This is a genomic window from Marivibrio halodurans, assembly GCF_017963645.1.
GTDB lineage: Bacteria > Pseudomonadota > Alphaproteobacteria > UBA8366 > Aestuariispiraceae > Marivibrio > Marivibrio halodurans.
Genome location: NZ_JAGMWN010000006.1, coordinates 139,166 through 165,224, shown reverse-complemented (window position 1 = coordinate 165,224; position 26,059 = coordinate 139,166). Strand labels below are relative to the sequence as shown.

General features: G+C 68.1%; 24 protein-coding genes. 13 read left to right on the top strand and 11 right to left on the bottom strand.

All coding sequences use genetic code 11. The annotated features are described in order from the left end of the window. Positions 1–11: 11 nt before the first annotated feature. The 4 genes from KAJ83_RS13680 to KAJ83_RS13665 are packed head-to-tail and all read left to right on the top strand — an operon-like array spanning position 12 to position 3,640. Positions 12–557, top strand: a complete 546-nt coding sequence (locus KAJ83_RS13680; RefSeq protein ID WP_210682642.1) for a DsbE family thiol:disulfide interchange protein — start codon at positions 12–14, stop codon at positions 555–557. After that, positions 554–1,081, top strand: a complete 528-nt coding sequence (locus KAJ83_RS13675; RefSeq protein ID WP_210682641.1) for a cytochrome c-type biogenesis protein — start codon at positions 554–556, stop codon at positions 1,079–1,081. Before KAJ83_RS13680 ends, KAJ83_RS13675 begins: the two co-directional genes overlap by 4 nt. After that, complete coding sequence (gene ccmI, locus KAJ83_RS13670; protein ID WP_210682640.1) at positions 1,078–2,799, top strand: c-type cytochrome biogenesis protein CcmI; 1,722 nt, start codon at positions 1,078–1,080, stop codon at positions 2,797–2,799. The genes KAJ83_RS13675 and ccmI overlap by 4 nt, the downstream gene beginning before the upstream one ends. A gap of 52 nt (positions 2,800–2,851) precedes the next feature. Beyond that, complete coding sequence (locus KAJ83_RS13665) at positions 2,852–3,640, top strand: protein phosphatase CheZ (protein WP_210682639.1); 789 nt, start codon at positions 2,852–2,854, stop codon at positions 3,638–3,640. Between the two features lie 27 nt (positions 3,641–3,667). Here KAJ83_RS13665 and KAJ83_RS13660 read toward each other — a convergent pair whose 3' ends face one another. The 5 genes from KAJ83_RS13660 to dnaA all read right to left on the bottom strand — a co-directional run bounded on the left by KAJ83_RS13660 (position 3,668) and on the right by dnaA (position 11,895). Then, positions 3,668–4,582, bottom strand: coding sequence for a LysR substrate-binding domain-containing protein (locus KAJ83_RS13660; RefSeq protein ID WP_210682638.1), 915 nt, complete (start codon positions 4,580–4,582; stop codon positions 3,668–3,670). Positions 4,583–5,000: 418 nt separating this feature from the next. Next, positions 5,001–7,541 (bottom strand): DNA topoisomerase (ATP-hydrolyzing) subunit B, encoded by a 2,541-nt coding sequence (gene gyrB, locus KAJ83_RS13655; protein WP_210682637.1) that lies wholly within the window; start codon positions 7,539–7,541, stop codon positions 5,001–5,003. A 52-nt stretch (positions 7,542–7,593) separates the two neighbouring features. Continuing rightward, positions 7,594–8,844: a DNA replication/repair protein RecF gene (recF, locus tag KAJ83_RS13650; RefSeq protein WP_343222006.1), complete on the bottom strand. Its 1,251-nt coding sequence runs from the start codon at positions 8,842–8,844 to the stop codon at positions 7,594–7,596. Between the two features lie 7 nt (positions 8,845–8,851). After that, on the bottom strand, positions 8,852–9,967 hold the full coding sequence (gene dnaN / locus KAJ83_RS13645) for a DNA polymerase III subunit beta (protein ID WP_210682636.1): 1,116 nt from the start codon (positions 9,965–9,967) through the stop codon (positions 8,852–8,854). A 365-nt stretch (positions 9,968–10,332) separates the two neighbouring features. Next, positions 10,333–11,895, bottom strand: a complete 1,563-nt coding sequence (gene dnaA, locus KAJ83_RS13640) for a chromosomal replication initiator protein DnaA (protein ID WP_281413148.1) — start codon at positions 11,893–11,895, stop codon at positions 10,333–10,335. Between the two features lie 875 nt (positions 11,896–12,770). On the opposite strand from dnaA, the gene KAJ83_RS13635 reads away from it, so the two are divergent. Continuing rightward, positions 12,771–13,397 carry a TetR/AcrR family transcriptional regulator gene (locus KAJ83_RS13635; protein WP_210682635.1) on the top strand — a complete coding sequence of 209 codons (627 nt, stop codon included), beginning with the start codon at positions 12,771–12,773 and terminating at the stop codon, positions 13,395–13,397. A 55-nt stretch (positions 13,398–13,452) separates the two neighbouring features. Here KAJ83_RS13635 and rpsT read toward each other — a convergent pair whose 3' ends face one another. The 4 genes from rpsT to mutM form a co-directional block, all read right to left on the bottom strand. Then, a complete protein-coding gene (rpsT, locus tag KAJ83_RS13630; RefSeq protein WP_210682634.1) occupies positions 13,453–13,716 on the bottom strand; it encodes a 30S ribosomal protein S20 in 264 nt (87 codons plus the stop codon). 181 nt (positions 13,717–13,897) lie between these two features. After that, the gene (locus KAJ83_RS13625) at positions 13,898–14,674 is read right to left on the bottom strand and encodes an enoyl-CoA hydratase (protein ID WP_210682633.1); all 777 of its coding nucleotides are present in this window, start codon (positions 14,672–14,674) and stop codon (positions 13,898–13,900) included. A 227-nt stretch (positions 14,675–14,901) separates the two neighbouring features. Continuing rightward, positions 14,902–15,297, bottom strand: coding sequence for a hypothetical protein (locus KAJ83_RS13620; RefSeq protein ID WP_210682632.1), 396 nt, complete (start codon positions 15,295–15,297; stop codon positions 14,902–14,904). Between the two features lie 48 nt (positions 15,298–15,345). Further along, positions 15,346–16,218 carry a bifunctional DNA-formamidopyrimidine glycosylase/DNA-(apurinic or apyrimidinic site) lyase gene (mutM, locus tag KAJ83_RS13615; RefSeq protein WP_210682631.1) on the bottom strand — a complete coding sequence of 291 codons (873 nt, stop codon included), beginning with the start codon at positions 16,216–16,218 and terminating at the stop codon, positions 15,346–15,348. Between the two features lie 81 nt (positions 16,219–16,299). Here mutM and KAJ83_RS13610 point away from each other — a divergent pair, with 81 nt between their 5' ends. The 7 genes from KAJ83_RS13610 to KAJ83_RS13580 all read left to right on the top strand — a co-directional run bounded on the left by KAJ83_RS13610 (position 16,300) and on the right by KAJ83_RS13580 (position 23,209). Next, positions 16,300–17,064, top strand: coding sequence for a class I SAM-dependent methyltransferase (locus KAJ83_RS13610; protein WP_210682630.1), 765 nt, complete (start codon positions 16,300–16,302; stop codon positions 17,062–17,064). Positions 17,065–17,121: 57 nt separating this feature from the next. Beyond that, entirely contained in the window at positions 17,122–18,690 is a 1,569-nt protein-coding gene (gene ubiB / locus KAJ83_RS13605) for a 2-polyprenylphenol 6-hydroxylase (RefSeq protein ID WP_246484562.1), read from the top strand. A gap of 211 nt (positions 18,691–18,901) precedes the next feature. Beyond that, the gene (gene coaBC / locus KAJ83_RS13600; protein ID WP_210682629.1) at positions 18,902–20,164 is read left to right on the top strand and encodes a bifunctional phosphopantothenoylcysteine decarboxylase/phosphopantothenate--cysteine ligase CoaBC; all 1,263 of its coding nucleotides are present in this window, start codon (positions 18,902–18,904) and stop codon (positions 20,162–20,164) included. Beyond that, positions 20,161–20,634: a dUTP diphosphatase gene (gene dut, locus KAJ83_RS13595; RefSeq protein ID WP_210682628.1), complete on the top strand. Its 474-nt coding sequence runs from the start codon at positions 20,161–20,163 to the stop codon at positions 20,632–20,634. Before coaBC ends, dut begins: the two co-directional genes overlap by 4 nt. Before the next feature lie 37 nt (positions 20,635–20,671). Further along, entirely contained in the window at positions 20,672–21,124 is a 453-nt protein-coding gene (locus KAJ83_RS13590; protein WP_210682627.1) for an RrF2 family transcriptional regulator, read from the top strand. Positions 21,125–21,273: 149 nt separating this feature from the next. Further along, positions 21,274–22,182 carry an acetylglutamate kinase gene (argB, locus tag KAJ83_RS13585; protein ID WP_210682626.1) on the top strand — a complete coding sequence of 303 codons (909 nt, stop codon included), beginning with the start codon at positions 21,274–21,276 and terminating at the stop codon, positions 22,180–22,182. Positions 22,183–22,261: 79 nt separating this feature from the next. Beyond that, positions 22,262–23,209: a DMT family transporter gene (locus KAJ83_RS13580; RefSeq protein ID WP_210682625.1), complete on the top strand. Its 948-nt coding sequence runs from the start codon at positions 22,262–22,264 to the stop codon at positions 23,207–23,209. 6 nt (positions 23,210–23,215) lie between these two features. On the opposite strand, the gene rlmN is transcribed toward KAJ83_RS13580, so the two are convergent. Next, positions 23,216–24,364: a dual-specificity RNA methyltransferase RlmN gene (gene rlmN / locus KAJ83_RS13575; RefSeq protein ID WP_246484608.1), complete on the bottom strand. Its 1,149-nt coding sequence runs from the start codon at positions 24,362–24,364 to the stop codon at positions 23,216–23,218. Between the two features lie 233 nt (positions 24,365–24,597). Here rlmN and KAJ83_RS13570 point away from each other — a divergent pair, with 233 nt between their 5' ends. After that, the gene (locus KAJ83_RS13570) at positions 24,598–24,804 is read left to right on the top strand and encodes a hypothetical protein (RefSeq protein WP_210682623.1); all 207 of its coding nucleotides are present in this window, start codon (positions 24,598–24,600) and stop codon (positions 24,802–24,804) included. 27 nt (positions 24,805–24,831) lie between these two features. Here KAJ83_RS13570 and KAJ83_RS13565 read toward each other — a convergent pair whose 3' ends face one another. After that, on the bottom strand, positions 24,832–26,043 hold the full coding sequence (locus tag KAJ83_RS13565; protein WP_210682622.1) for a GGDEF domain-containing protein: 1,212 nt from the start codon (positions 26,041–26,043) through the stop codon (positions 24,832–24,834). Between the last annotated feature and the right edge of the window lie 16 nt (positions 26,044–26,059).

Sequence of the window (26,059 nt, the reverse complement as noted above, 5' to 3'; positions counted from 1 at the left end):
TCCAAGCCCCGATGATCCGCAGCCGCCTTATCTTCCTGATCCCGCTGGTGCTGTTCCTGGTGCTCGCCGGGTATTTCGCGGTCCAGCTCCTCTCCGGCGAGGACCCGCGCGCGGTGCCCTCGGCCCTGATCGACAAGCCTGCGCCGGATTTCGATCTGCCCGGCCTTTACGCGGGGGAGCCGGGCTTCGCCACCGCCGATCTGAAGCGGGGCGGGCCGGTGCTGGTCAACGTCTTCGCTTCCTGGTGCGTGCCCTGCCGGGCGGAGCATCCCTTGCTGATGCGCCTCGCGGAGGAGGAGGGGGCGACCATCTTCGGCCTCAATTACAAGGACAAGCGCGCCGACGCGAAAGGCTTCATCGAGGAACTCGGCAACCCCTATGCCCGTATCGGCTTCGACGGGGAGGGTCGGGTCGCGATCGATTGGGGCGTCTACGGCGTGCCGGAGACCTATGTGATCGATGGGTCGGGCCGTATCCGGTACAAGCGTGTCGGCCCGCTGCAACCCCGCCATCTGGAGGAGGATATCCTGCCCCTGCTGGAGGATTTGCGGTCATGATCCGCTCTCTTCTCCTCGCCCTGGCTGTTGTGGTCGCCGCGTTGCCCGCGCTGGCCGTGCAGCCGGACGAGATGCTGGACGACCCGGCGTTGGAGCGGCGCGCGCGCGAGATATCCCAGGATGTGCGCTGTCTCGTCTGTCAGAACCAGTCGATCGACGAGTCGAACGCCGATCTCGCCCGCGATCTGCGCGTTCTGGTGCGCGAGCGGGTGAAGCAGGGCGACACGAATCAGGAGGTGCGGGACTATCTCGTCGCGCGCTATGGCGATTATGTCCTGTTGAAGCCGCCTTTCGGCCTTTCGACGCTGCTGCTCTGGGCGTCGCCGGCGCTGTTGCTGCTGGTGGGCGCGCTGGCGGTTTTTCTGTGGTTCCGGGGACGGGGCCGCGCATCGGCCACCCAGGCCGGCGGCGCCGAGGCGGCCTTGAGCGCGGAGGAACGCCGGCGGCTGGACCGTCTGCTCGCCGGGGAGGATGGGCCGGAGGATGATGGGTCGGGCCGTGATCCGGGGGACCGCCGCGCATGATCTTCTGGGTGATTGCCGCCGGTCTGACCGCGATCGCGCTTCTGGCCATTCTGCGCCCGATCCTGAGCCGGGGGGCGTCGCGCGCCTTGGCTGCCGCGGATTACGATATCGAGGTCTATCGCAGCCAATTGGCCGAGGTGGAGCGCGACGCGGCGCGTGGCCAACTCCCGCCGGAGGAGGCGGAGGCCGCGCGCACCGAGATCGGCCGGCGCCTTCTGGACGCCGACCGCCGGCGCGAGGCCGCACGCACCGGCACCGCCCCCGGCGGGGACGAGAAAGGGGGCGGTCTGCCGCATCGTCTGGCCCCCTATACCGTCGCGGCGCTGCTGCCGGCGGCGGCCTTCGGTCTTTATTTGGAATTGGGCAATCCCGGTGCGCCCGACCGGCCGCTCGCCCTGCGGGGGGATGAGGTTCGCGCGGCCCAGGCCCAAGCTCAGGCGCGGGCCGGCGGCGACGGGGGCGGCGGCATGGAGGCGGAGGGCCAGTCCTTGGACCAGGCTGCGGCCGCGTTGCGCCAACGCCTGGATCGCGCGCCGGACGATATCGAGGGATGGCTGATGCTGGCGCGTACGGAAATGGCGCGCGGTTCCTATGACGCGGCGGTCGCGGCGTTCGAGCGCGTGCGGACCCTGTTGCCCGCGGACGCCCCGGGCGGCGCGCGCGGGGAAGCGGCGGGCGCGTTGGCGGAGGCCCTGACACTGGCGGCCGAAGGGGTGGTGACGCCGCGCGCGCGAACGCTTTTCGAACAGGCGATCGCGCGCGACCCCGATGACGTCCGTGCCGAATTCTATCTGGCGGAGGCCGATATGCAGGCCGGGCGGATCGAGGCGGCGATGGAACGATGGATCGCGCTGGCCGACGCGGCGCCGCCGGATGCGCCCTATCTTCCGGCGGTGATCGAACGCGCGCGGGGCGCCGCCGCGCAACTCGACCGCGATATCGCGGACCGCCTGCCGGACCCGGCGGCGCCTTCCGTCTCCGCCGGTATCGAGGATTCCGATGCGTTGGCCGCGCGGGTCGAGGCCGACCCGATGGATTTCGAGGCCTGGATCGGCCTGATCCGCGCGCGCGCCGAGGCGGGCAAGGACGCGGCCGCGCGCGCGGCGTTGGCCGAGGCGCGGGCGGTCTTCGCGCAAGCCCCCGTCCCGCGCCGCGCGCTCGACCGGCTGGCGGCGGATCTTGGCCTGGAGCCCGGCGCCGATGGCGATGCCGCGCCGCGCGGCCCCAGCCAATCAGACATTCAATCGGACATCGAGGCCGTCCAGGCGATGAGCCCGGAGGAACAGCGTGCGATGATCGCGGGCATGGTCGACGGCCTCGCCGCGCGGTTGGAGGACGATCCCGACGATCTTCAGGGATGGCGCATGCTGGGGCGCAGCTATCGCGTGCTGGGCCGGACGGAGGAGGCGTTGCGGGCGCTGGGGCGCGCGCAGGAACTGGCGCCGGAGGATATCGACCTGATGATCCTGCGCGCCCGACTGATGCGCGAACGGGCGGATGGCGCGCCGACGGCGGAGAGCCTTGCCCTCATGCGGCGGGTCAAGCAGGCCCGGCCCGACAGTGTCGAGGCCAATTGGTTCCTCGCCCTCGATGCCTTGGAGGCGGGCGACCGGCAGGCGGCGGAAGCCTATTTCGATACCGCCCTGGAGGCCCTGCCCGAAGGGTCGGAACGGCGCGCCATGCTCGCCCGTGATGTCGCGCGATTGTTAGGGGACTGATAACCTATTCTGCGATAGGCTCCGCGCGGCCAGCTGGTTTGGAGTAGAACCTATGAACTCGAGCGTGCGCGCGCGAAAGCCTTTCCGTATCGAACGTCAGGCGCTTTCCGGCAAGGAGGCGCGTCAAGGCACGCCCGTCCATGGGGGCGACCGGGCCATCCGACCCGACGGCGCCGGGGAGGCGGAGCGGCATGAAGCGGTGATGGCCGCGCTCGACGCGATGAACCAGAAGTTCGACCGCTTCGCGGCCGGCGGCCAGGAGGCTCCGGCCCGGTCGGGTGGTATCGATGCCGAGACCTATCGCGCGCAGATTCTGGAGGCGGAGACGCTGCGCCGGGAACTGCAAGGGCTTTCCGACGCGATCCAGCGCACGAAGGAGGAAATTCTCTCCCTGCGGCGCGCGCCGGCGGGCAAGGATAAGATCGCCTCCGCCGGGGATGCGCTGCGCGCCGTCGTCGCCGATACGGAGGCCGCGACCAACGGCATCATCGAGGCGGCCGAGGCGGTCGAGGAATTGGGCGAGCGCATCAACGCCCAGGTCAGCGACAGCAGCACCCGCGAGTTGACCGAGGCGCTGGGCGAGCAGGTCACCCAGATCTTCGAGCACTGTAACTTCCAGGACATTACCGGCCAGCGCATCACCCGGGTCGTCCAGACCATGGAATTCATCGACGAGCGCGTCGCGCGGATGATGGAGATCTGGGGTGGCGACGCGGCCTTCGACCCCTCGACCCTGCCGCCGGAGGAAGCCTCCGCCCCGGTCGGCGAGGTGCTGGACGGCCCCAGCGCCACCGCGGAGCAGAAGATCAGCCAGGACGATATCGACAAGCTGTTCGATTGAGGGCCCCGGCGGACGGCCGCCGCGCGACTATGTCGCCGGGCCGTCAGCGCCTTGCGTGAGCGTCGCGCGCAGCCATCGGACGAACCCGCGCGCCGGTGCCGCCAGGGCACGCGCGGCGGGCGTGACCAGCCAGTAGCCGCCGATCGTCACCCGCCTGTCCGATAGCGGGACGAGGCGCCCGCTCTCCAACGCCCGGACGGAGATGATGGGGTCGGCCAACACGATTCCGGCCTCCTGCTCCGCCGCCATCTCGGCATGGGCGGCGTCGTTCACCATCAGCCCACCGTCGGACGGGGGCGCGACCCCGGCCCGCGTCAACCAACGGCGCCAGGGATCGCGGCTGTCCTCATGAATCAGGGGAAGGCGCGCGATCACCGCCGGGTCGGGCGCCGAACCCAGCCGCGCCGCCAGGGCGGGGGCGGCCGCGGGGAACAGTTCGAGGGCGAACAGCCGCTCCTGCAGGCAACCCTCCGGCACCGGCGGGTTCGCCTCCACCCGATAGCGAATGGCGACATCGATCGGCCCCGCCGCCACATCGGCCAGATGGGTGGAACTGTCGATGGAAATTTCGGCCTCCCCCGCTTCCCGCCGGAAATCGGCAAGGCGCGGCAGCAGCCACAGCGTGGCGAAGGCCGGATCGACACTGAGCCGGAGCGAGCGCCGCTCCGGCCCGCGCCGCACCGCCTCCACCGCGTCGGCCATGGCCTCGAACGGCCCGGTCAGGGCCGCGCCCAATTGCTCCCCCGTCCAGGTCGGAACCGCGCGACCCGGGTCGCGCCGAAACAGCTCGACGCCGAGGACCTGCTCCAACTGACGGACATGACGGCTGACGGCGCCGTGGGTCACGCCCAACTCATCCGCCGCCGAACTGAACCCCCGCAGGCGCACGGCCGCCTCCAAGGCGCGCAGGGCCGGCAAGGAGGGGAGGGCGCGTCGGGTCATAACTGTGAGTATAACTCACGGAGTCAGCGATTTCTTATGATTTTTGATCGTAAAGAACGCGGCGCATAGTCCCGCCATCGATCACCTGACCCAATGGAGACCCGCCATGCGCCCCGACCTGCTGAACCTCCCCTGGTCACTCCTGTTCGAGGGTGTCTTCGCCCTCCTCGCCCCGCCACGCCGGGATGGCCCTCGCCCCGATGCACACCGCGACGCCGGTCAAGGCCCATGTCGCCGGCGGTCGCACGGTACGTCCGGCGGTTGGCGGAACATGGGCAAACGGCACGGGTCCTGATCGTCACCGGGACGGGGCATAGGGATGGGTACCCATGCCCTGCACGCCGATGAAAGTCAGGGTTCATGCGGTCTGCGCGTGCTCAACGGGTCGGGCGGTCGGTGGCCTTGGAATGTAGCCCCCTCACACGTCCAGGTTCGCGACCTTCAGGGCGTTTTCCTGGATGAACTCGCGGCGGGGTTCGACGACGTCGCCCATTAGGGTGGAGAAGACGGTTTCCGCGTCGTCGCCATGCGCGATCCTGACCTGCAGGAGGGAGCGGGCCTCCGGGTCCAGCGTGGTTTCCCAGAGCTGGTCCGGATTCATCTCGCCCAGCCCCTTGTAGCGCTGATGCGACAGGCCCTTGCGGCCGTTCGCCATGACGGCGGCGAGCAGGTCCGACGGGCCTGTAATGCGTTTCGTGCTGTCCTTCACCTGGAAGCTGCCGTTGCGCTGGCCGTAGGTTTCCTGCAACGCGCCCGCCATGGCGTCGAGGCGGCGCGCCTCGGCGGTGCGCAGCATCTCGCCGTCGATGCGCACGGCCTCCTTCACCCCGCGGTTGATGCGGGAGAAGAGGAAGCCCCCGTCGTCGCCGAGTTCCGCCTGCCAATCGCGCGCATGTTCCTCCGACAGGCGGTCGAGCACGCCGGCGATGAAGGTTCCGGCCTCCTGCGCCTTTTCGGGATCGCCGAAGACGTCGGCGCTGAGCACGCCGAAGATCGCCAGTTGCTCCACCACCATGCGGCTGCCGCAGCGCCGGGCCAGTGGGTCGATCAGATGGCTGGCCTTGCGCGCGCTTTCGACGAGCGCGGCCAGATCCTCGCCCGCGCGCTGGTTACCCTGGGCGTCGGTAAAGACCGCGTCCTTGATGCCCTCCCCGATCAGGAAGGCCTCCATGTCGCGCTCGTTCTTGATGTATTGCGGTTTCTTCTCCTGCCCGCGCCGGACCATGTAGAGCGGCGGCTGGGCGATATAGAGATAGCCGCGCTCCACCAATTCGCGCATCTGGCGATAGAAGAAGGTGAGAAGCAGCGTGCGGATGTGGCTGCCGTCCACGTCCGCGTCGGTCATGATGATGATCTTGTGATAGCGCGCCTTGTCGGGATTGAACTCCTCCGGTCCGATGCCGGTGCCGAGCGCGGTGATGATCGTCCCGATCTCGGCCGAGGAGAGCATCTTGTCGAAGCGCGCGCGCTCCACGTTCAGGATCTTGCCCTTGAGCGGCAGGATCGCCTGGAACTTCCGGTCGCGGCCCTGCTTGGCCGAGCCGCCGGCGCTGTCGCCCTCGACGATGAAGAGTTCGGCCTTGGAGGCATCGCGCTCCTGACAGTCGGCGAGCTTGCCGGGCAGCGAGGAGATATCCAGCACGCCCTTGCGCCGGGTCAGTTCGCGGGCCTTGCGCGCGGCCTCGCGGGCGGCGGCGGCCTCGACCACCTTCTGGACGACGCGGGTCGCCTCCTTCGGGTGTTCCTCGAACCACTCGGCCAGCTTCTCGTTGACGACCGCCTCGACCACGGGCCGGACCTCGGAGGAGACGAGCTTATCCTTGGTTTGGCTGGAGAATTTCGGGTCCGGCACCTTGACCGACAGGACGCAGGACAGCCCCTCGCGCGCGTCGTCGCCGCTGATCGAGACCTTCTCCTTCTTGGCCAGGCCCGTCGCATTGGCATAGGCGTTGATCTGGCGCGTCAGCGCGCCCCGGAACCCGGCCAGATGCGTGCCGCCGTCGCGCTGGGGGATGTTGTTGGTGAAGCACAGCATCGTCTCGTGATAGCTGTCGTTCCACTGCATCGCGCATTCGACGGTAACGCCGTCACGCTCGCCGGCGATCATCACCGGCTCCCCGATCAGCGAGCTTTTCGAGCGGTCGACCCAACTGACGAAGGCCTTGATGCCGCCTTCGTAATAGAGTTCGGTTTCCTTCGGCTCGGCGCTGCGGCGGTCGGCCAGGACGATGCGCACGCCCGAATTGAGGAAGGCGAGCTCGCGCAGCCGGTGTTCCAGCGTGCCATAGTCGAATTCGGTCATCGTGAAGGTCTGGTCGGAGGGCAGGAAGGTGATCTCCGTCCCCGTCTCCTCTCCGGCCTCGCCGACCGTCTCCAGATCGGCTTCCGCCTCGCCGTGAACGAAGCTCATCCGGTGCAGCTTGCCGCCGCGCCTGATGGTCAGCACCAGTTTGGAGGAGAGCGCGTTCACCACCGACACGCCGACGCCGTGCAACCCGCCGGAGACCTTGTAGGAATTCTGGTCGAACTTCCCGCCGGCATGAAGCTGGGTCATGATGACCTGCGCGGCGGAGACCCCTTCCTCCTGATGCATCTCTGTCGGGATGCCGCGGCCGTTGTCGGAGATGGTGACCGAGCCGTCGCCGTTCAGCGTGACCAGCACCCGGTCGCAATAGCCGGCCAATGCCTCGTCGATGGCGTTATCCACCACCTCATAGACCATGTGGTGCAGGCCGGTGCCGTCGTCGGTATCGCCGATATACATGCCCGGGCGTTTGCGCACGGCTTCGAGGCCTTTCAGGACCTTGATCGATTCCGCGCCATATTCGGCGGACTGCCCGGCCCGCGCCTTGGCCCGCGCGGCCGCGAATTCCGCGTCGAAATCGCCGCCCTCCTGGGTGGCGCCCTGCTGCGCCGCGTTCTCCTGGGAGGTGCCGTTCTGTTCGGTATCGTCGCTCATGATCGGCCGATCCGCCTTTCGATCCAGTCCTGATAATCCGTAGTCCGCCGCGCTATCGCGCGGCCGCGTCGGGGCGGATCGCCGCCGCCTCGACCCGGAAGAAATCCGCCCGGCCCTCCAGGCCCTCGAAGATCGCCCGGTCGGTGCCGGTAACCCAGGCCTGCAGCCCGAGATCGAGAAGCCGGCGGTACAGCGCGCCGCGCCGTTCCCCGTCGAGATGGGCCGCCACCTCGTCCAGCAGCAGGATCGGGCCGGTGCCCGTCTCCGCGCCGGAAAGGCGCGCATGCGCCAGCACGATGGCGATCAGCAGCGCCTTCTGCTCGCCGGTGGAACATTGATCCGCCGGCAGGCCCTTGGCCGCGTGGCGCACCATCAGATCGCTGCGGTGCGGGCCCACGCCGGCGCCGCCGGCCTCCGCGTCGCGCGGGCGGGCGGCGCGGAGCCGTTCCTGGAACCGCTCCTCCGCCGCCAGCGCGCTGCCGCCGTCCAGCCAGTCGTCCAGATCGCCGGCCAGCCCCACCCGCGCCGCGGGGAAGGGTCCCTCAGCCTGCCGGCAGGCGCGGTCCAGGCGGTCGGCCATGTCGCGCCGGGCGGCGGCGATGGCGACGCCGCGCTCCACCATCTGTACTTCCAGGGCATCCAGCCAGCGCGCATCGGCGCCGCCGGGTCCCCGCTCCTTCAACAGCCGCGCGCGTTGGCGCATGGCCTGCTCATAGGCGCCGACGCGACCCGCATGGGCCGGATCGAAACCCAGGATCAGCCGGTCCAGGAAGCGCCGCCGCGCCCCCCCGCCGTCAAGGAACAGCCGGTCCATCTGCGGTGTCAGCCAGACGACGGCGACATGCTCCGCCAGCGCCTGCTGGTTGCGGGCCGGGTGGCCGTCGACGCGGACCAGCCGGCGCTCCGCCTCCGGATCGCGGCCGGTGCCGATATCGACGGTGCCGGCCGGCCCCGCCACCCGCGCGGCGATGGCCCAGGGCTTGCGCGCGCCGTGTTCGCTCCCGCCGCCGTCCACATCCGAGGCCGTTCGCGTCTCCGCCGAGGCCGCGGGGCGGCGATCGGGTTCGGAGACCTGGACGCCCCGCAGGCCGCGCCCGGGCGCCAGCAGCGAGACGGCCTCCAGCAGGTTGGTCTTCCCCGCGCCGTTCGGACCGGTCAGGACGACCGGCCGGCCACTCGGCTCCAGCCCGGCGGCGGTGTAGTTGCGAAAATCCGTGAGGCGCAGGCGCGTGACCGCCGCCGGCACGATGGCCGCCCGGTGGCTTCCCACCCCGCCTTCCGAATTGTTCGCCAGCGCCGTCAAGGGCCGCCTATACCCGCATCGGCATGAGAACGTAGAGCGCGCCCGGGTCCTTCGGATCGCGCACGATGGTGGGCGAGGAGGAATCGGCCATCACGAATTCCGCCGTCTCGCCCTCGACCTGATTGGCGATGTCGAGGAGATAGCGCGCGTTGAAGCCGATCTCGATCGCTTCCTTGCCATAGTCGATGCCGACCTCCTCGACCGCCTGGCCGTTCTCCTGGCTGGAGGCGGAGAGCTCCATCTGGTCGCCCTCGATCTTCATCTTGACCGCGCGCATCTTCTCCGTCGCGATGGTCGAGACACGGTCGACCGCCTCGGCGAAATCGTCGCAATCGACGGTCATGATCTTGTCATTGCCGCTGGGGATCACGCGCTCGTAATCGGGGAAGGTGCCGTCGATCAGCTTGGAGGTCAGTACCGCGTCCCCGAAGGCGAAGCGGATCTTGGTTTCCGACAACGCGATGGCGATTCCGCCGTTGGTTTCCTCGATCAGCTTACGCAACTCGCCGACCGTCTTGCGGGGGACGATCACGCCCGGCATGCCGTTGGCGCCGTCGGGCAGTGGAATCTCCACCCGGGCCAGGCGATGTCCGTCGGTCGCGACCGCGCGCAGCACCGGATGGTCGCCGTCGGCCGCGTGGACATAGATGCCGTTCAGATAATAGCGAGTCTCCTCGGTCGAGATCGCGAATCGCGTGCGATCGACCAGCGCGCGCAGCGCGTCGGCATCCAGCTCGAACTCATGCGGCATGTCGCCCCCGGACATGACCGGGAAATCGTCCGTCGGCAGCGTCGAGAGCGTGAAGCGCGAGCGCCCGGACTTCAGCGTCAGCCGTTCGGAATCGCCCGCCGTCTCGATATCGACCTGGGCGCCGTCCGGCAGCTTGCGCACGATATCGTAGAGCGTATGGGCGGGCGCGGTGGTGGCGCCGGCCGTGGCGATGTCGGCCGCCACGCGCTCCACGATGGCGATATCCATGTCCGTCGCCGTGAGACCGAGCGCGCCATCCTTCGCCTCGATCAGCACGTTCGAGAGAATAGGGATCGTGTTCCGGCGTTCGACGACGCTTTGCACGTGGTTGAGGGCGCGGAGCAGCGCGGCGCGTTCGATGGTGAGCTTCATGGATCTGTCTTATCGTTTCCGTTCGACCACAGGCGGTCCGTTCAGCATGGCGCCCCGGCCCGGTTCCCGACCCCGCGCGGGTCGGTACTGCCGGTGGCGGCCGGGTCCGTCACGCGGCCCTCGCTCGGCGGAAACCGCCGGGCCGCGCGCCCGTTCAATCGTCGGAAACTGCCCGATTCACCGATCTTCGGAAAGCGGGAATCGCGTACCCCCCGGAACGGGGAGATTTTATAGCATGCCCCCCCGCGCGCCGCAGCCCTTTTTCGCATTCGCACGATCCGCGAACCGGATGTGTAACGCGCTGATTCCACGCGGCTTTGTCAAACGTCCTTCCAGCCGGGAGGAACCGGCCGAAGGGCCCGCGATCACGCCTCCAGCATGCGCTTCAGAAGCTCCACATCCTCGGCGAAGCCGGCGTCGGAGGCGCGCAGTTCCTCGATTTTCTTGACCGCATGCATGACGGTCGTGTGATCGCGCCCCCCGAACTTCCGGCCGATTTCCGGGAGCGATCGGGAGGTGAGCTGCTTGGCGAGATACATCGCCACCTGCCGGGGGCGGGCGATGGCGCGGCTGCGCCGGGCGGAATGCATCTCGGCCAGCTTGATGTTGTAATGCTCGGCGACCCGCTTCTGGATTTCCTCGATGGTGATCCGGCGGTCGTTGGCGCGCAGCAGGTCATGCAGCACGTCCTGCGCCGTTTCCAACGTGATCTGGCGGCCGATCAGATTGGCGTAGGCGACGAGGCGGTTCAGCGCCCCCTCCAATTCACGGACGTTGGAGGTGATCTTGTGCGCCAGGAACTCCAACACCTTCTGCGGGACGGCGATGCCCAACTGCTCGGCCTTCGATTGCAGGATGCCGAGGCGCAGTTCGTAGGTGGTCGAATGAATCTCCGCCACCAGGCCCCACCCAAGGCGGGATTTCATCCGATCCTCGATGCCGTCGAGTTCGGCCGGCGATTTGTCGGCCGAGATCACCACCTGGCGGTTTTGATCGACCAGGGTGTTGAAGGTGTGGAAGAACTCCTCCTGCGTGTTCTCCTTGCCGGCGATGAACTGCACGTCGTCGATCATCAGCACGTCGACGGAGCGGAATTGCTCCTTGAACGCCATCGTGTCGCGATAGCGCAGCGCGCGGATGAACTGATACATGAATTTCTCGGCGGAGAGATACAGCACGCGCTTCTGCGGCGAATGCAGGCGGATATGCTGGGCGATCGCATGCATCAGGTGCGTCTTGCCGAGTCCGACCCCGCCGAACAGGAACAGCGGGTTGAAGGGCACGCTGGCCGCTTCCGCCACGCGGCGCGCCGCGGCGAAGGCCAGCTCGTTCGGCTTGCCGACGATGAAGCTCTCGAAGGTGAACTGGCCGTTGAGCGGCGCGCAGAGATCGTTCTGCGGCGCGGTCTCGACGCGCGTGGCGCCGGCCGCGTGCCCGGCCTCCTCCTCGCCGTCAAGCGCCTCTAGGTCGCCGCCGGCGGCGGAATGGCGCGCGCCGCCCTGCGGCGCATGGTGGATGACGACCTCCCGGACGGTTCCATTCTCGCCCGACCACATGCGCATCAGGCGCTCGCCATATTGGGATTCGATCCAGTTGCGCATGAAGCGGTTCGGGGCGGTCAGGCGGACGGTGCCGCCCTCGATGCCGTCCAGGATCAGGGGCTTGAGCCAATTCTTGAAGGCGGTTTCCCCGAACTCCGAGCGCAGACGGGCGCGAATACGCGCCCATTGCGCGGATGCCCGACCGTCCGGCGTGCCCGCCGTCGCCCGTGTCCCGGTTCCCGCCCCCGGTGAACCGGAACGATCCGTCCCATTGCCCTCTAAACCGCTTGCCACGCTTTCCGTCCGCTTGATGAAATTCGCCCTGGTGAAGTCCGTCGTTCCGTCCACGGCATTCGCGCCGTGGTCAAGATGCTTCGCGCCTTTCAAGGACAAGTCCCCCAACAGCCCGAGCTGTCGCCTGTCGGCGCATCGTCCCTCCCCATCGATCCAACCGTCCGGCCGGGGTCCCAATGGACCCCCAACTCATCAAAACGCCCCGCCACTTCGCACCGTTCGGATTGTCCGGATCGACCCTCATTCGAACGACCCGACTTTCCCGGCCCGATCGAACCACGACGATCCTTGAATCCATGGCCGCACGCTCACCACAAACTCAAAAAAATCGGGTGCGAGGCCCGACCCGGGCCGCTCCCATTCATCCATTTCATCCATGCGCGTCGTCCATGCATGTCGAACATGCATGCCGGGCATGCCGAACACCCCGGCCTCTTGCAAGCAAGTCGTGACGTGACCGCGCATCGCCCGGAGTCTTCGCCGAACGCTCAAAAAGTCACGAGCCCGAGAAGCCCGGACAGGCTTTGCTCACAAGACACAGAAAGCCGAGGGAAAGAAAAAAGCAGGGTCTTTTCTTGCAACGAAACGCTTTTTTCTTGTGTGTTCCCGATGGCTTTTGCCCGAGCCGATGCCCCGGGCATTTTTTATTTGCCGTCGGTGTTCGTGACCAACCGCGACGCCAAGACTGTAACCAACCGCGACGAGTCGAATCAAGCGCGCAAACCAACCGCTCTGAAAATATTACGGTTGACATGTCGGGCCGCCGCGGAGTCCGCGGGCCGGTGCGTCCGGCGCGGCCATCCATGCGGGAAAGCCTGGGAAACCGGGCTTCTCGGATGATTTTATCTCGAATTCCGATTGCTTCGGCGAGCGGATTGACTCCGCTTTCTGAATCCCGCTTTCATTAGTCAACTGACTTAAAGATGATCTTCCTGGGGTTGTGATCCTTGAGTGATGCTTCGCGAGTTGTGAGCAAGAAAAAGTCCGACAGGTCGGATCGACTGACGCGGGCGGCGCAACGGTTGTTTCACCGTCGTGGAGTCCATGCGGTGAGTCTGCGCGACGTCGCCGCGGCCGCGCGGGTGCCTCCGGGGGGTGTCTTCTATCATTTCCCCAGCAAGGCGGCTCTCGTGCGGGCGGCCGCGGAAACCCGGCGGGCGGAGGTGGAAGCCCTGCTGACCCGTCTGGAGGAGCGGCTGGCCGATCCGGCCGAGCGCGTGGAAGCGTTGTGCGCAGCGCTTGGCGAGGGGGCGTCGGTCACCGCGCGGCATGGTTGCCCGATGCTTCGGATGGTGACGGAATTGGACGGGGCGCGGGGCGATGAAGCGGAAGCGCGTGCGGCGATGCGCGCGGCGCTGGCGGATATTCGGTGGTTCGTGGCGCGCGCCCTCCGCGCGGCTGGCCGTGCACCCCGGATCGCGGAGCGGGAGAGCGCACGCTTCCTCGCCCTGTGGCAGGGGGGCATCGCGCTGGCCCTTGCCGGCGGCGGCCGGGCGGTCCTGGAGGAGGAGTTGGCCCGTCTGCCGGGCCGGGTGCTCGGCGCACAGGGACCCCGGGCACGCAAAAACCGCCCGGAAGGGGCTCCGGGCGGCTGAACGCGCACGGCAGGAGCAGCCGGATCGAAGCCGGCCCGCCCCTCGCGATCCCGTCTTAGCCGAGCGCCTTGAGGCGCTTGTTGAGGCGGCTCAGCTTGCGCGCGGCCGTCTTCTTGTGCAGCACGCCCTTGGTCACGCCACGGTGCATCTCCGGCATGACGGAGGCGAAGGCCGTCTCGGCCGCCGTCTTGTCGCCCGTCTTCAGCGCGTCCTCGAACTTGCGCAGCGAGGTGCGGATGCGGTTACGCCGCGCCATGTTGCGCGCGCGGCGCTTGGCGGTCTGGCGGATGCGCTTCTCAGCCGACTTGTGGTTCGCCATGATCGTCGAAATCCATATTCTTGAGTGCTGACATGATCGACCGGCCGATCCCGACCGCGATCGGGCCCAGCCGGACCGGCCCCGAGGGAATGCGGCGCGCGGCGCGGCCGGCATGTGCCCCGAGGACGCGGGCTTATATCGGCGCGGGCGCGGGCCGTCAAGCCCACGCCCGGCGGTTTCCCTAGCGGTTCTTCCAATGCGGCGTGCGTTTCTCGCCGAAGGCCGCCATGCCTTCCTTCTGATCCTCGGTGGCGAAGGTGGCGTGGAACAGGCGGCGCTCGAACTTCACGCCCTCGGCCAATGTCGTTTCATAGGCCTTGTTGACCGCTTCCTTCGCCATGAAGACGGCGGGGCGGGACAGTTCGGCGATCTTGGTCGCGGTCTTGACCGCGTCCTCGACCAATTCGTCGGCGGGCACGATGCGGCTGACGAGGCCGGAACGCTCCGCCTCCTCGGCATTCATCAGCCGGCCGGTCAGGCACATTTCCATCGCCTTCGACTTGCCGACGAAGCGGGTCAGGCGCTGCGTGCCGCCGGAGCCCGGGATCGTGCCGATGGTGATTTCCGGCTGGCCGAACTTGGCGGTATCGGCGGCGATGATGAAATCGCACATCATCGCGACCTCGCAGCCGCCGCCGAGCGCGTAGCCCGACACCGCCGCGATGATCGGCTTGCGGCAGGTGGAGACGCGCTCCCACCCCTTGGTGATGAAGTCGTGCAGATAAACGTCCATGAAGGACTTCGACTGCATCTCCTTGATGTCGGCGCCGGCGGCGAAGGCCTTCTCCGAGCCGGTGATGACGACGGCGCCGATTTCCTCGTCCGCCTCGATCTCGTCCAGCGCGTGGCCGAGTTCCTCGATCAACTGGGCGCACAGCGCGTTCAGCGCCTTCGGCCGGTTGAGCGTGATCAGGCCGACCGGCCCGCGCTTCTCGCTCAGGATCATTTCATAAGACATGGTCGCTAACGGCTCCCCTGTGCTTCCCCGGGGGCTGCGTTCCGCAGCATCCCGCGATGGTGCATTACGGTCCTGTTTGTCCGATGCCCGCGTGTCCGCGCCTTTCGCCCGGAACGCGCGGTGTTTTCCTCCTGCCGGGCCGATCCGTCAATCCATGCGTCCCGATCGCGGCGGCCATGGCGGGGCGGTTCGTTGCGGTGTTGCCCGCCTTTCCCTTCGGTCGCTCCTCAGATCGGCGCCAATGTGAACCGGACGGTCAGGTCCCCGTCCGGCCCGAAGAAATCGAGGGAGAGCTGCTCCCCCTCGCGGGTGAAACGGTCCCGGCCCCGTGCCGTCCAGCCGAGCGCGGGCAGCGTCTCGCCATAGAAGGCCAGCACCGCCTCCCGGTTCGTCGGCCCGGCGGCGAAGGCCTCGACGATGCGGCCGGCGGGTGAATCGAAGACGATGCCGGCATCCGGCACGCCCGCCAGCGTCTCCATCAGCGGGATATCCTCCGATCCCTCGATGAAGGTCGGGGTCTCGCCCCCGGCCGAGGCGCTGCCCGGCAGGCCGATCAGCGCCGGCAGGAGCGCCAACGCGAAGGCCAGCACCGCCCACCCCGGAAGGGTCGATCCCGTCCGCATTCTTCCGCCCGATATGGAACCCGCCCGCATCATGGCTCCAAGCGTTACCTATCTTTGGTGCGCCGGACAATAGAAACTGGACCGGCCCGATTGCACGATCCGCCGGATCGTGCCCGTGCAGCCCGGCTGGCGGCAGGGGGTGTTCTCCCGGTCGTAGACGTCCCAGGCATGTTGGAAGTAGCCCAGCTCGCCGCTGGTCTGGCGATAGTCGCGCAGGCTCGATCCCCCGGCGGCGATCGCGGCCTGCAGCACCGCCTTGATCGCCGGGACGAGGCGCCGGGCGCGCGCGCCGGGTATGGTGTGGGCGCTTCGCTTGGGGCTGATCCCGGCGCGCCAGAGGGCCTCGCACACATAGATATTGCCGAGGCCCGCCACCACCTTCTGGTCCAGCAGCGCCGCCTTGATCGGCGTGCGCTTGCCCGCGAGCGCCACGGTCATATGGCCGGCGTTGAAGGCGTCCGACAGCGGTTCCGGCCCCAGATCCTTGAGGTAGCGGCTGGTCTCCGCCGTGCCCGGCGGCAGCAGGTCCATATAGCCGAAGCGCCGGGCGTCGTTGAAGGTGACGCGCTGGCCGGTCTCGGTCTCGATCACCAGATGGTCATGCGGCGCGACCAGCGCCCAGCCGCTATTGTGCCCGGCCTGACCGGCGCTGGCCCGGCCGTCCGGCGGGGCGTCGATGGTGAAGCGTCCGGTCATGCCCAGATGGGTGAGCCAGACCTCCCCGGAATCGAGCGTCGCCAGGATGTATTTCGCCCGCCGCCGCAGGTCGGTGACGGTGCGCCCCTCCAGCCGCTCCGCGAAGCGTTCCGGCAGGGGGAAGCGCAGATCCGGCCGGCGCAGATCGGCGCGCGCGATCCGCCGGTCCAGGAGGGCCGGCCGCAATCCGCGCACCACGGTCTCGACTTCGGGAAGTTCGGGCATGGGCTCGGCTATAGCAAAGACCGGGGGCGGGCGCTATGGTCCTGCGCAATCGCCCCGAACGAGATGAGAAGCGCGCGGCCGATGACCGACAAGACAGCCGATTTCGGATACCGCACCGTCGACGCGGCGGAGAAGGCGGGCCTCGTGCGCGGGGTCTTCACCTCCGTCGCCGCGCGATACGACCTGATGAACGATTTGATGTCGGGCGGCGTGCACCGGCTCTGGAAGGCGAGCCTGATCGACGAGTTGCGCCCGCGCGCGGGCCAGCATCTCCTCGACGTCGCGGGCGGGACCGGCGATATCGCCTTCCGCTTCCTCGATGCGCTGGGGGATGGCGAAAGGCGGGGTGAAAGCGGCCGCGTCACCGTCTGCGACCTGACGGAGGGCATGGTGGCCGTCGGGCGCGACCGGGCGATCGATCGCGGGTGCCTCGCCGGGATCGACTGGACGGTCGGGGACGCCCAGGCGCTGCCGGTGGCGGATGCCAGCGTCGATGCCTATACGATCGCCTTCGGCCTGCGCAACGTGACCGACATCGATGCCGCGCTGGCCGAGGCGCGCCGCGTGCTGAAGCCCGGCGGGCTGTTCCTGTGCCTGGAATTCAGCCGCGTCGTGCTGCCGTTGCTCGACCGGCTCTATGACCGCTACAGCTTCCAGGTGCTGCCGGCGCTCGGCCGGTGGGTCGCGAAGGACGAGGAAAGCTATGTCTATCTCGCCGAATCGATCCGGCGCTTCCCCGACCAGCGGACGCTGGAGGCGCGGATGAAGGCCGTGGGCTTCGGCCGCGTCGGCCACCGCAATCTGTCCGGCGGCATCGCCGCGATCCATCGCGGCCGGCGGATCTGACCCCGCCGCGCGCGTCCCTCGCCATCCCGCGCCCGGTCAATCGAAGGCAGGCCCTACTTGTTCACCGCCCTTTCCCATATCGCCCGCATGGTCGGCATCGTGCGCATCCTGGCACGGCACGACGCGCTCTGGCCCCTCGACCCGGTGGCGGAGCGGGCGCCGGCCATGCGCGCGGCGCGCGCGATCGTCCGCCGTCTCTGGGGTCGGCCGGGACGGCAAGGGCGGCCGGGGGAGCGGCTGGCCGACGCGCTGACCGCCCTCGGCCCGACCTATGTGAAGCTCGGCCAGGCGCTCAGCGTGCGCGCGGATCTCGTGGGGGAGGCGGTGGCCCAGGATCTATCGCGCCTGCAGGACCGGCTCGACCCCTTCCCCTTCGCGGAGGCCCGGCGCGCGATCGAGGCGGAGCTGGGCGGCCCGCTGGAGCGCTTCTACGACGATTTCGAGGCGGTGCCGGTCGCGGCGGCCTCCATCGCCCAGGTGCATTTCGCGCGCCTCAAGCCCGACCCGGACCGGGGCGAGAAAGAGGGGGCGGAGGTCGCGGTCAAGGTGCTGCGCCCGGATATCGAACGGCGCTTCGCCCGCGATATCGCGCTCTTCCATTGGCTCGCGACCCTGGTCGAGCGGATGGTGCCGAGCCTACGGCGCCTGAAGCCGGTGGCGGTGGTCGATACCTTCCGCCGCTGGATCGAGACGGAGATGGATCTGCGCCTGGAAGGGGCGGCGGCCTCCGAACTGCGCGAGAATTGCGAGGATGACGAGGGCTTCCACGTCGTCCGCGTCGATTGGGAGCGCACCGGCCAGCGGGTGCTGACGATCGAACGGCTGCATGGCTGCCGGATCGACGATCTGGCGGCCCTGAAGGCCGGCGGGCACGACGTGAAGGAAATCCTGCGGCGTTCCGCCACCGTCTTCTTCCTGCAGGTCTTCCGCGACGGCTTCTTCCATGCCGACATGCATCCGGGGAACATGTTCGTGGCGCCGGACGGCACGCTCTGCCCGGTGGATTTCGGCATCATGGGGCGGGTCGACCGGCGCACGCGCTTCTTCCTGGCCGATATCCTGGTTGGGTTCCTCAACCGGGACTATCGACGGGTGGCGGATACGCATTTCGAATTCGGCGTGGTACCGCCCAGCAAGTCGCGCGACGAATTCATGCAGGCGCTGCGCGCGATCGGGGAGCCGTTGCTGGACAAACCCCTGGCCGAGATATCGATCGCGCGGCTGCTGTCCCACCTGTTCCGCACGACGGAGCGGTTCGAGATGGAGACGCAGCCGGACCTCCTCCTCCTCCAGAAGACCATGCTGGTCGCGGAAGGGGTGGGGCGGAAGCTCGACCCCGAGGTCAATATGTGGTTGCTGGCCCGCCCGATGATCGAGGATTGGGTGATCGCCAATCGCGGGCCCGAGGCGCGCGTCATCGATGGCGTGCGCGAGACGGTCGGCGCGCTGGAGCGCCTGCCCGCCACGCTGCGCCGGGCGGAGGAGACGCTGGAGCGGCTGGCCCGCGACGGTGCCCGTACCCCCAGGGAATCCGGCGGTTCCGTGGGCCGCGCCGGCGGCGCCACGCTCTGGCTGCCGGCGATTTTCGCGGTTCTCGTGCTGTTGTTGCTGGTCGAGATGATGTGAGCGCGACCGGCTCTAAACTACATTTGAAGTAGAATCCGGCTTAATCTTCCGTTAACCATTTCGGCATCGGATTCAATCGACCGCCCGCTCGCCGCCTTCGGCCCGGATTCCATAAGGAGTCGCGCGGCTTGTCCCGCTTTGCGATTCTATTTACATAGGGGGACCGTGAATACACCGGGGCCACGCGGGTCCCGGCCCCAAGGGGTGCGAGATGAGCGATACCGCGAGCGAGCCGCGCCGCATCCTGCTGATCGTCTCGGGCGGGATCGCCGCCTATAAGGTTCTGGAGACGATTCGGCATCTGCGCCGCCGGGGCGTGGCCGTCCGGTGCGTGCTGACCGCCGGCGGGGCGCAATTCGTCACCCCCCTCTCCCTACACGCATTGAGCGAGGACAAGGTCTATCAGGATCTGTTCTCGCTGACCGATGAATCGGAGATGGGGCATATCGAACTGTCCCGTCAGGCCGACCTCGTCGTGGTCGCGCCGGCCAGCGCAGACATCCTGGCGAAGATGACGGCGGGGTTATGCGACGACCTCGCGACGACCCTCCTGCTGGCGACCGACAAGCCGGTGCTGGTGGCGCCCGCGATGAATGTCCGGATGTGGGAACATGCCGCCACGCAGGAGAATCTCGCCACCCTGATCCGGCGCGGCATCTCCGTCATCGGTCCGGAGGAAGGGCCGATGGCTTGCGGCGAATACGGCTATGGCCGGCTGGTCGAGCCGGACCGCCTCGCCGCCGCGATCCTGCGGCGTCTCGGTCACGACACGGACGGCACGGATACGAAACAATCCGTGCTGGCCGGGCGGTCCGCCTTGGTGACGAGCGGCCCGACGCATGAGCCGATCGATCCCGTGCGCTATATCGCGAACCGGTCCTCCGGCCGGCAGGGCCATGCCATCGCGGAGGCGCTGGCGGCCTTGGGCGCGCGGGTGACCCTGGTCTCGGGCCCGACGCGCCTGCCCGATCCGGCGGGCGTGACCACCGTCCATATCGAAAGCGCGGAGGAGATGTTGAGCGCCTGCCGTTCCGCCCTGCCGGTCGATGTGGCGGTCTGCGCGGCCGCCGTCGCGGACTGGAAGGTGGCGGCCCGGACCGGCGAGAAGATCAAGAAGGAGGAGGGCGCGGCACCCCCCACCCTGGCCCTGGCGGAGAACCCCGATATCCTGAAGACCCTGGGGCAACCCGGCCCGGGGCGGCCGCAACTGGTGGTTGGATTCGCGGCCGAAACGGGGGATGTGGTCGCGCGTGGAACCGCCAAGCGCGCGCGCAAGGGCTGCGACTGGATTCTGGGCAATGACGTGTCGGAGGGGACGGGCACCTTCGGCGGGGCGGAGAACAGCGTGCATTTCATCACCGAGGCGGGGGCCGAGGCCTGGCCCACCGGCAGCAAGCGCGCGGTCGCGGACGAACTGGCCCGGCGTATCGCCGCCCATCTGGGCGCGGCAGGGGAACGGGGGGCGGCGGAATGACCGAGGCGCGTGAAAGTCGAATCGCCCGCGTACCGGTTCGGGTGGAGCGGTTGGCGCACGGCCGCGATCTCGACCTGCCGGCCTATGGCAGCGTGGAGGCGGCGGGTTGCGATCTCCTCGCCGCTGTCGCGGCGCCGCTGACGATCGCCCCCGGCCGGCGCGCCATGGTGCCGACGGGGCTGCGTCTCGCCCTGCCGCCCGGCTACGAGGCGCAGGTGCGCCCGCGTTCCGGTCTCGCCGCGAAGCACGGGGTGACGGTCCTCAACACCCCCGGCACGGTGGACAGCGATTACCGCGGCGAGGTGAAGGTGATCCTGGTCAATCTGGGGCAGGAGGCGTTCGAGATCACGCGCGGCATGCGGATCGCCCAGATGGTGGTCGCGCCGGTGACGCAAATCGCCTGGGAGGAGACCGGCGATCTCGATGAGACGGCGCGCGGCGCGGGCGGCTTCGGCTCGACCGGACAATGAGTGAACGGCGCGGACACCCAGGGCGGGGGAACAGGCGATGCGGCTGACGAAGAAACTGATGTTCGCGATCGAGGCGGTGCTCGACATCGCCTATCACGCCTCCGACCAGCCGGTGCAGTCGAAGGAGATCGCCGAGCGTCAGGGCATTCCCCGCCGTTATCTGGAACAGGTGCTGCAGGGCCTCGTCCATGCGGGTATCCTGCGCGGCGTGCGGGGCCCGCGCGGCGGCTACCGCCTCGCGCGGGAGCGCCGTCGCATCACCATCGCCGATATCGCCCATGTCGTGGCCGAGATGGAGGGCGGGCGCGATCCGCTGACCGATCCGGCCGGCTCCGACCTCGGCCATGTGGTGCTGCGCCCGATCTGGCAGGAGATCGAGGATTACGCCATGGGCCGCCTGTCCGAGACGACGATCGAGCATCTGTGCGTCGCCGCCCAGAAGGCCGGGATCAAGAGCCAGTCGCAGACCCAGTTCGACTTCATGATCTGAGGCGCGCGAAGGCTCCGCGTCGTCCCACCCGGCTGGTGAGGGGGGGGCGGACGGGGCGGCTGGAAAAAGTTCCGCGTCTGGGCTAGACCATGTGCCGGTCGTGCGGAAGTCGCGCAGAACAAGAACTTTTCCGTGGGGAAACTCCGAACATGACAGTCGATAAGGCCAGGCGGCGGGTCGAATGGCTGGCGCAGGCGGGCATCCTGACCGAGGCCCTGCCCTTCATGCGCCGCTATACCGGCAAGACGCTGATCATCAAATATGGCGGGCACGCGATGGGCGATGCCGCGCTCGCCCAGCTCTTCGCGCGCGACGTGGTGCTGCTGAAGCAGGTCGGCGTCAATCCGATCGTCGTCCATGGCGGCGGTCCGCAGATCGGCGAGATGCTGACGCGCATGGCGAAGGAGAGCGAATTCATCGACGGGTTGCGCGTCACCGACGCGGAGACGGTCGATATCGTGGAGATGGTCCTCTCCGGCCGGATCAACAAGCAGATCGTCGCCTCGCTCCAGGAGGCGGGCGGCTACGGCATCGGGCTTTCCGGCAAGGACGGCGCGCTGATCCGCGCGCGCAAGCTGACGCGCACGATCAAGGACCCGGAATCCAATATCGAGAAGGTGCTGGATCTCGGCTTCGTCGGCGAGCCGGAGGAGATCGACCCCACCATCCTCGACACCATCAAGGACACCAACCTGATCCCGGTGATCGCGCCGATCGGCCTCGGCGCGGCGGGCGAGACCTATAACATCAACGCCGATACCGCCGCCGGCGCGATCGCGGGCGGAACGGGCGCGCGGCGCCTTCTGCTGCTGACCGACGTGCCGGGCGTGCTCGACAAGGACGGCGAGCTGATCCGGGAGATGACCGTCTCCGAGGCGGAGACGCTGCAGGCGCGCGGCATCATCTCCGGCGGCATGATCCCGAAGGTGCAGACCTGCGTCGACGCCGTGCGACAGGGCGCGGAGGCGGCCGTCATTCTCGACGGGCGGCTCGCTCATGTCATCCTGCTCGAACTCTTTACCGAGCACGGCTCCGGGACCATCATCCGGCCGGACTGACGGATTTTTCAACATCGCGGGCGCGCGGCTTCTATCCGCGCTGTTTCTTGTCCGCGATTTCCGGAACGAGGAGAAGGCGATGTCCGGCGCGTCCGGATTGAGCGCGGGCGGGGCCTGGAAGGCCTACGCCCTTCTGACCGCGACCACGATGTGCTGGGGCATGAACGCGGTGCTGGGTAAGCTCGCGGTCGGTCATGTCTCGCCGATGGTACTGGTCACCGCGCGCTGGGCCGGCGTGGTGATCCTGCTCGCGCTGTTCCTGTCCCGCGATCTGCGGCGCGACTGGCCGGTGCTGAAACGCCATCTGCCGTTCCTGGGCGCGATGGGGGCGATCGGCTTCACCTGCTTCAACACGCTTTTCTATATCGCCGCCCATTCAACCACCGCGATCAATATCGGCATCCTGCAGGGGTCGATTCCGATCTTCGTGCTGATGGGAGCCTATCTCGCCTATCGCGACCGGATCACGCCGTTGCAGCTTCTGGGGGTGCTGATCACCGCGCTGGGTGTCGTGACCGTCACGACGGGCGGCAGTTGGGAGCGGGTGCGGTCGCTCGCCGTCAATGACGGCGATTTCCTGATGCTGCTGGCCTGCGCGCTCTATGCCGCCTATGCGGTGGGGCTGCGCCGGCGGCCGAACGTGCCGCCGCTCAGCCTGTTCGCGGTAATGGCGGTGGCCGCCTTCCTGGCCTCGCTGCCCTTCCTGGCGACGGAGGCCTGGCTCGGCCGATCCCAATTACCCGATATTCAGGGCGGGATCGTGATCGTATTGGTGACGCTTTTCCCCAGCTTCCTAGCCCAGATCACCTTCATTCAGGGGGTCGATATCCTGGGGCCGGGGCGGGCGGGTGTCTTCGCCAATCTGGTGCCGATCTTCGCCTCGATCCTGGCGGTCTTCGTGCTGGACGAGGCCTTCGCGATCTTCCAGGCGGCGGCCCTGGTCTTGGTGTTGAGCGGCATCTGGATGTCGGAACGCTATAAGCGGCGCATCCCGCGCGTGGGCAGCGCGCCGCCTTCCTCGGGCTGAAGTCGCCTAAAGTCCTGCGGCGGCTTCCTTCTCCTGGCGCATGGCTTCCATGGCCAGACGCTCGCGCTTGCCGACGCGCTGGCTCTCGCTCTTGAGCTGCCCGCAGGCGGCGAGGATATCCTGCCCGCGCGGCGTGCGCACGGGGCTGGCATAGCCCGCATCCATGATGATCCGGGAGAAACGGCGGATGCGCTCGTCGCTGGAGCGTTCATAGGCCGAGCCCGGCCAGGGATTGAACGGGATCAGGTTGATCTTGGAGGGAATGCCCTCGATCAGCCGGACCAGCGCGCGGGCGTCGGCGTCGGAATCATTGACCCCGTCCAGCATGACATATTCCCAGGTGACGCGCTGGGCGTTCTTCAGGGTCGGATAATCGCGCACCGCCCGCATCAGCTCCGCGATCGGATATTTGCGGTTGATCGGCACCAGCTCGTTCCGCAATTCGTCCGTGACGGCATGCAGCGAGATCGCGAGCTGCGGGGCCAGCGCCTCGCCGATCCGGCGCAATTCCGGCACCACGCCGGAGGTGGAAAGCGTGATGCGCCGCCGCCCCATGCCCAGGCCATTGCCGTCGCCCAGCAGGCGCAGCGCCGCGATGACGTTGTCGGTGTTATAGAGTGGCTCCCCCATGCCCATGAAGACGATGTTGGTCAGCCGGCGCCCCGCGTCCGAGCGTTCCCAATCGCCCAGATCGTCGCGTGCCTTCATGAACTGGCCGACGATGTCGCCGGGCGTCAGGTTGCGCACCAGGCGCTGCGTGCCGGTATGGCAGAAGCTGCAGGTCAGCGAGCAGCCCACCTGACTGGAGACGCAGAGCGTCCCGCGTTCGTCGTCCGGGATGAAGACGGTCTCCGCCTCATTCCCGTCGGCATAGCGGAACAGCCATTTCTCCGTTCCGTCGGTGGAGCGCTGATGGGCGCTCACCCCCGGCCGTCCGACACGGAAACCGTCCTCCAGCTTCGCCCGCAGGGTCTTGGAGAGGTCCGTCATCTCGGCGAAGTCGCGCGCGCCGCGCACATAGATCCATTTATAGAGCTGCTTGGCGCGGAAGGCAGGCTCGCCCATCGCGGCGAAAAGATCGCTCAGCGCCGCGATCGACAGGCCGGTCACGTCGACGCGTTCGTCCGGCGCCGGCGCCATCGCGCCGCCCGGCATGAAATCGCCCAGCTCTGCCGCGCCATATGCGGGTCGCGGGTCGGTCATCCTGTCGGTCCTCCCGGACTCGGGCCCTATCGGTTCGGGGTGGTCCCGTTTCGGGCGCGCGCCCGTCTCTTGTGCCTGTCGTCGCGCCCCTCATATTGTAAGGGAGGGGAGGAAGTAAACGCCCAAAGGGCGCGCGGGCCAAGGTTCCGGGCGTGCGGAGGGCACGGATCGGGAGCGCCGGGGCCATGTCCTTCGATGAATACAAAGCCGAAATCTCGTTGCTGATGAACGAGATGGAGGGCGAGCAAGGCGACCTGCACGAGGTCATGATGCGCCTGAAGACCATCCTCGACACCATGCGGGCGGAGGGGCTTCCCATCCCGGACGATTTGAAACGGTTCGAGCAGGATCTGGATGCCCGCTTCAGCGTCCCGGGCGGATCGGGCGACTAACGCCTGTTCCGTCAGGTTCCCCGAAAGTTAAGCGGCTTCCGCGCGGCGTACCCGATCGCGGCCACCTGACTTGGCGGCATAGAGGGCCTCGTCCGCGCGCTCGATCAGGGCGTGAAGGGTGTGTTCGCGCGCCGTGCGCGAGGCGACGCCCAGGCTGGCCGTGATCGATAGCGTGACGGTTCGCGCGCCGTCCGCGACCTCCGCCGGAGCGGCGGAGAGCGACGCGCGCAGGCGCTCCGCCACCGCGGCCGCCTCGTCGATCGCCGTATCCGGCAGAAGGATCACGAATTCCTCCCCGCCGTAGCGGCCGAGCACGTCATGATCCCGGATCGCGGCAAGGCAGGTTTCCGCGAAGAACCGGATGACCGCGTCGCCGGTGGCGTGGCCGTGCGTATCGTTGACCCGCTTGAAATGGTCGATATCGGCGATCACCACGCTGAAGGGGCGGTCCTTGCGCAGGCCGAGCGCCCAGAGCGTCTCGCCCCCCTGCATCAGCGCCCGCCGGTTCCAGGACCCGGTTAGCGGATCGGTCTGGGCAAGGTTCGCCAGATCCGACTGCGCCCGGTCGAGGCGCTTGGCCAGCGGCCGGAACACCACGAGTAGCTCGACCAGCAACACCATCAGCGCGACGATGTAGAGCGCGATATTCACGAGCCGGAGTTGGTTCAGCAGCGCCTCCGCATCCGCCTGATAGCGGTTCACCACCCCATCAAGGGCATGGAGCAGCCGGCCCCGCGCCGAACCGACGAAGCCGGCCAGCCGGTCCCGGTCGACCGGTGCGCCCGACCCGATCATCGCGATGAGATCGCGTGCCTCCGCCAGGAAACCGGTCACGCGGTCGTCTACGCTGGGCTCGGCGGTGAAATAGAGGCGGCGCACCTGGTCGCTCAAGGTCGGGTCGACCGTGTCGGCCGTTTGCCCGGTCAAGCGGAGGTGGCTGTCCTCCATCTTATTGATGTCGGATAGAATATCGCCGATGACGGCAAGGCGCGGCGTGTGCGCGCGCGCCGCGACCTCGATATGTCCGGCGATCCGTTGGGAGAGCATCCGCTGCTTCCCGGCGAGATTGATGATGCGCGCATGCTGTTCCTGCTTCATCGCCGCGACCTCGGCCAATAGGTGCGAGCCGGTGATCACGGCGAAGAGAATTAAGAACGCGACGAGATAGACACGCCAGAGCGCCCGGCGCGAGATTCGGTCGATCGATAAGAAGGTATCGATATTCTGCATCGGCTTCATGCGCGGCGTTCAAATC